This window comes from Candidatus Methylobacter favarea (assembly GCF_902806695.1).
In the GTDB taxonomy this organism is placed as follows: domain Bacteria; phylum Pseudomonadota; class Gammaproteobacteria; order Methylococcales; family Methylomonadaceae; genus Methylobacter_B; species Methylobacter_B favarea.
The window spans coordinates 1-4,807 of sequence record NZ_CADCXN010000017.1 but is presented as its reverse complement, the minus strand read 5'-3'; the positions used below and the strand labels follow the sequence as shown (position 1 = coordinate 4,807).

Here is a 4,807-nt window from a genome sequence, read left to right as displayed (position 1 = left end):
CCGCTACTGTGACGCATGCCGACAATAAAAAAAACCATAAGCCCGATCATCACAGCGGCGCTTAAGCCAAGAAACAGCGCGGCCAGCAGGCCGCTGCCAAGCCCGGCAAGCATTCCACCGGTAGCGCGCCCCATAAGGGCGGACAGTACAAAGCCGGCTAGCAAGCCCCCAAGCAGGAGAAACATAAAAGCACCTTGGCCGGATTCGCCTCCGGGTGCTTTTTGCGGGGCCGGCAAAGGCTCGCCTTCAATCAACCGCATCAGCTGTTCAACGCCGGCATTAATTCCGCCGGCAAAGTCGCCGGCCTTAAAGTAAGGCGTTATGGTCTCGGCGATGATTCGTTTGGCAATGGCATCAGGAATAACGCCTTCCAGACCGTAACCCACTTCCAGGCGTAATTGCCGGTCATCTTTGGCTATAATCAGGATGACGCCGTCATCAATATTTTTTCGGCCAACCTTCCATGCATCCGCGACCCGTATGCCGAACTGGGCTATGTCTTCGGGCTGGGTGGTAGGAATGATCAATACCGCGATCTGGCTGCCTTTTTCGGCTTCAAATGCAGCCAGCTTGTTTTCCAGCGCCTGGGCTTGCTCAGTGGTCAAGGTGCCGGTTAAATCGGTCACCCGGCGCGATAAATCCGGAATCGCAACCTGTGCCCAGAGCGTGGTAAAGAATAGCAGCATGGCAAACGCTGCGGCACAGCGGTGCAAGAGAAGCATTCGAGACAATCTCTTACTGGCTGGGGATTGTTGCCGGCGCAATATCAGCGGGCTGACGTGTAGGCTTACTAAAATCCACTTTGGGTGGTTCGGCGATGGCTTTTTCGTTTTCTACCGTGAAACTTGGCTTGGTCTTATGTCCGAATATCATTGCGGTCAGGTTGGTTGGGAAAGACCGTACCGTAATATTGTAATCTTTCACGGCAGCGATATACCGGTTACGCGCCACGGTAATGCGATTTTCCGTGCCTTCCAGTTGCGCTTGTAAATCGCGGAATAACCCATCGGCTTTTAGTTGCGGATAGTTTTCGGCAACTGCCAGCAAACGCGAGATGGCGCTGGTCATCTGCCCTTGGGCGGCCAGGAATTTCTTAAATGCCTCCTCGTCATTGACCAGTTCCGGCGTCGCCTGTATTGCTCCGACTCTGGCACGCGCCTCGGTCACCTGTGTCAGCACATCCTTTTCATGCGCAGCATAGCCTTTAACTACATTCACCAGGTTCGGCACCAGATCGGCGCGCCGCTGGTATTGATTCAACACTTCCGCCCAGGAGGCTTTAATAGCCTCATCGCCGGATTGCAGCGTATTGTAGCCGCAGCCGGACAAGGTCATTGCCATAAATAAAGTAGTAAGCCATTTCAACATAATTAATCTCTCTGGTTATTATTTTTAAAGGTCCTGGTACGCTGCAGGAATATTAATTTATTTCTTACGGGATTAGCGAATATATTTGAAACATTCCTTGAAGACGGCTGTATATTAAATCTGATGATTATCGGCCTAATTTTGTATGAAAAGATACACCTAAAAAATATTTAACACAAAAATTAAACTTATTAGAGTCATTCTGTCAATTAGGCCTAGAATTGGGGGCTTACTTTAAAATTAACTTGTTTTCCGTGTCCACTTGACGATTACAGTTTATTTTCTGATGTGGCGCCCCATACCGTACGGTACGACGTTATCTCTGGGAGATAGCCCGATTGCCCAGCTACAGCCAGCCTGAACTCAGGCAGTCAAAATCAGACTCGTCCAAAGTCTATTGTCCTGACCCCCTCTCCAAGCGCTAAAGCAATTGCAGTCAAGAGAGCAAGGGTATATATCTCCAGCCAAGAAAGTGTTCCCAGAAGGGGTTTTGGAAGATGATATTAAAGGGTGTATCGATAATATCAGTGATGATTGGCTATTGAAAAACATCCCCATGGATCGCCAGATTGTGGAGGGATAGTTAAAGCCCGGATGTATCTTCAATAGGGAATTCATCACAACTGAAGCCGGAACGCCGCAAGGGGAATCCTTTCTTCAACGCTGGCAAACATGGCTTTAGATGGTTTGGAAAGAAAACTCAATCAACGTTTCAGAAATTGCCGGTATTGGGATAAGAAAGCGCAGGCAACCAAAGTTGAAAGAAGCAAGTGAATTTTATTCGTTAGCGAATGACTTCATTATTAGCGGAATTTCGAAAGAACTACTGGAAAATGAGGTTAAACCGCAGATCTAGACTTCCTCAAGGATCGAAGACTGTACCTATCGCCGGAGAAGACCCGAATTACTCATATTAATGATGAAGTCGATTTTCGCTGGTGGTACATCAGAAAATACAGCGATCAGAAACTTCTGACTAAACCTCAGACGGTAACGTAAAAGATGTTCGGGATAAAGAACGAGCAATATTCGACGACAACAAAACCGCAACGCCTCATTGGACTATTAGCAAACTCAACCCAATAATTTCAGGTTGGGCCCAATACCAAAGGAGCGATAGCGAAAGAGATTTTCGCCTAGGCAGATCATCAAATAGGGCTAAAAACTATGCAATGGGCCATCAGAAGGCATCCTCACAAGCGCAAAAAGTGGATTAAAGATAAATACTTTAAACGCAGGGGCACCTGTGATGGTTGCTTCTTTGGCGAGTTCAAGGGTGGGCATACGGTTCTGCTAAACCATGCGGCCAGCGTAGAAAAAATCGTAAGATACTAAAATCAAGGCTGAGGCAAATCCCTACGCTCTAAGATATGAAGAATAGTTTGAGAAAAGGCTGGAATCAAAATGAAAAAAGTCTGGTCGGAAAGCGGACAGTTGAAACTTATGGGTAGGTCAAAGCGGTAAATATTCGGTCTGCCAAACGTTAATCGATGATGTGAAGAACGTAACTATCCATCATATTGTTGAAAAGGCGAAAGGCGGGGCTGAGTTAAACTTCAATTCGATCTTACTCCATCCAAATTGTCACAGAAAGGTTCACAGCCGAAATTTGAAGGTTAAGCCGACTCGGGAAACCGATCTTTGAAAGGCTTAAGACGTGGGAAAGGAAACTTTAACGCACGGTTCTTAAGGGAGGAAAAGATAGCAATGTCTTTTCCTTACCCGATTTACTGCATACTTCACATAATGCCTTCTATCCCCTTAGGAACGCAAGGCCCGCATCTCAAGGTCACGCGCAGGTTTTATGAACAGAAAAAGCGCTTGTTGAAAGAGGTTGATGAGGATGAACTCGTGTTGTTGGGGTTGTCGGATGAAGAGTACACGCGGCACTCTAGGGCTCATGGCGCATGAAGCTTAACCTGAGTGAATGCCGCTATGTCGTCAACTTTCGCTAATTACAGCGATTGATAGCCACATGAGGCTGGGTTGGCATGGCTCCCTATCGGCCTACCCGCAAGCCGCATCCGCCGCACAAAATTTACCCCTACCGACGCCGTGGCGTGAACATTATTTGGCCCCTCCTCAGGTGAGGGAGCACTGCTATCGCCTATATCCGCTTACCGCGCGGGTTTGTTTATCGGCTCGCGATGCCTTTACCGGCGGCTTGCTGACAATCGCATCCTGATCAGTAGGGAGGGGCGAGGCCGGGCCCTGGATAATATTTTGGCCGAGCGGCTGTGCCGGACGCTGAAATATGAACACGTGTATTTAAAGCCACGGCAGCAGGCAGGATGTGTTGTTGGGATTGATGCCCGTCTTTCCACTTCTATAACCAGGAACGCGGCATCAAGCACTGGCTTGCCAAATGCCCCAGGAAGTCTATACAAGGGCTAGGGGCGGTAGGGTCAAGATTATCGACAAAATCAACGGTACGGGTGAAATATCAGAGACTGTGCTGAAAACGGGTACCGCGCCATTCAGCTGGAGTGTGATCACGGCTCTATCTTTAATTAAGGTATTTTTTGTCTGGACTATGGGATCTATTTTACTATTCTATTTCTTTTTCGTAGCACTATATTATTATTACTGAGTGAAATTGGAATTCTAACTCGAATTATATAGCTCCGTACTATCTTCGTTATTTAGGGCTTTTGTTCAAATTAATTTCTCTTCTTTAAGACTATATTAACAATAAATAGTCACCATTGCGCCAGACTTTAAAGCCTACTTGCTCAACAACTAATGCAGAGATTTTAAGTCTAGTTGTCCAACTAAACAATTCATTATTTGTTTGGTTTTAATTCGAATTTTAAATCAACAGAAGCTACATAAAAATACCTGCACCAATCATTTCTGGCCTATAAGTCATTAATCTGAAAAGGGCAAAACCATCTAAAGATGGCGACGCAAAATTTCCAGTCTAAAGGAAGTTTCCTATGACCGCGGGATTGCCATGATCAAATTCTAGTAAAGGGAACTTTTACAGCTTCCCTTTACTTTGGCTGAATTGATAGCAATTCTCTTATCCTGGGAATTGCTCATACCATATTTATTGAAGAGAAAAATGTGAATAATAATATTAAAAGCAGTAAAACCAACAAAAATAAACCATTAAATCTAAATAAAACTCGTAATTCCCTCGCTTTAAAACTCATGAAAAAGATGTATTGGCTATCTCTTCTCATGACTACCTTAACAGTCAATATGCTGGCGTTTGCGTCTATTGGCACGGCTAGGAATATACTTGAAAACTCGGGCTTTGAGAGCGGCTCGACTATATGGGTAGAATCTGGCGGTATGATCCAAAATACTGGCACTCAAGCCGCTCATGATGGATCATGGGTAGCAGAGTTAAACGGATACGGTTATGTAAACACCCAGACCTTGTACCAGACGGTAATTATTCCTGAGACAATTAATTCAGCTACCTTATCCTTCT

At 45.7% G+C, this 4,807-nt stretch carries 6 protein-coding genes, 2 pseudogenes and 1 riboswitch; of the genes and pseudogenes, 5 read left to right on the top strand and 3 right to left on the bottom strand.

What is annotated here, in order from left to right; translation table 11 throughout:
* Both HUX64_RS02180 and HUX64_RS02175 read right to left on the bottom strand, forming a co-directional pair.
* A partial coding sequence (locus HUX64_RS02180) for a TPM domain-containing protein (RefSeq protein WP_174624608.1) occupies positions 1–722 on the bottom strand: 722 nt, incomplete at its 3' end.
* Positions 723–735: 13 nt separating this feature from the next.
* Positions 736–1,368: a LemA family protein gene (locus tag HUX64_RS02175; RefSeq protein WP_174624607.1), complete on the bottom strand. Its 633-nt coding sequence runs from the start codon at positions 1,366–1,368 to the stop codon at positions 736–738.
* Positions 1,369–2,375: 1,007 nt separating this feature from the next.
* Between HUX64_RS02175 and HUX64_RS20335 the strand changes: the two are divergent.
* Positions 2,376–2,585: pseudogene (locus tag HUX64_RS20335) on the top strand (group II intron maturase-specific domain-containing protein); the annotation flags it as partial.
* Here the strand turns inward: HUX64_RS20335 and HUX64_RS20065 are convergent.
* Positions 2,527–2,652, bottom strand: a complete 126-nt coding sequence (locus HUX64_RS20065) for a hypothetical protein (RefSeq protein ID WP_281355242.1) — start codon at positions 2,650–2,652, stop codon at positions 2,527–2,529. The pseudogene HUX64_RS20335 and the gene HUX64_RS20065 sit on opposite strands and share 59 nt — an antisense overlap.
* A gap of 202 nt (positions 2,653–2,854) precedes the next feature.
* On the opposite strand from HUX64_RS20065, the gene HUX64_RS20330 reads away from it, so the two are divergent.
* The 4 genes and pseudogenes from HUX64_RS20330 to HUX64_RS02150 all read left to right on the top strand — a co-directional run.
* The gene (locus HUX64_RS20330) at positions 2,855–3,013 is read left to right on the top strand and encodes an HNH endonuclease (protein WP_425484238.1); all 159 of its coding nucleotides are present in this window, start codon (positions 2,855–2,857) and stop codon (positions 3,011–3,013) included.
* Between the two features lie 101 nt (positions 3,014–3,114).
* A complete protein-coding gene (locus HUX64_RS02155; protein WP_174624604.1) occupies positions 3,115–3,279 on the top strand; it encodes a hypothetical protein in 165 nt (54 codons plus the stop codon).
* 64 nt (positions 3,280–3,343) lie between these two features.
* Positions 3,344–3,553 (top strand): hypothetical protein, encoded by a 210-nt coding sequence (locus tag HUX64_RS19095; protein WP_217426402.1) that lies wholly within the window; start codon positions 3,344–3,346, stop codon positions 3,551–3,553.
* 686 nt (positions 3,554–4,239) lie between these two features.
* Positions 4,240–4,324, top strand: a riboswitch (cyclic di-GMP riboswitch).
* Positions 4,325–4,434: 110 nt separating this feature from the next.
* Positions 4,435–4,807, top strand: a pseudogene (locus tag HUX64_RS02150) (hypothetical protein); the annotation flags it as partial.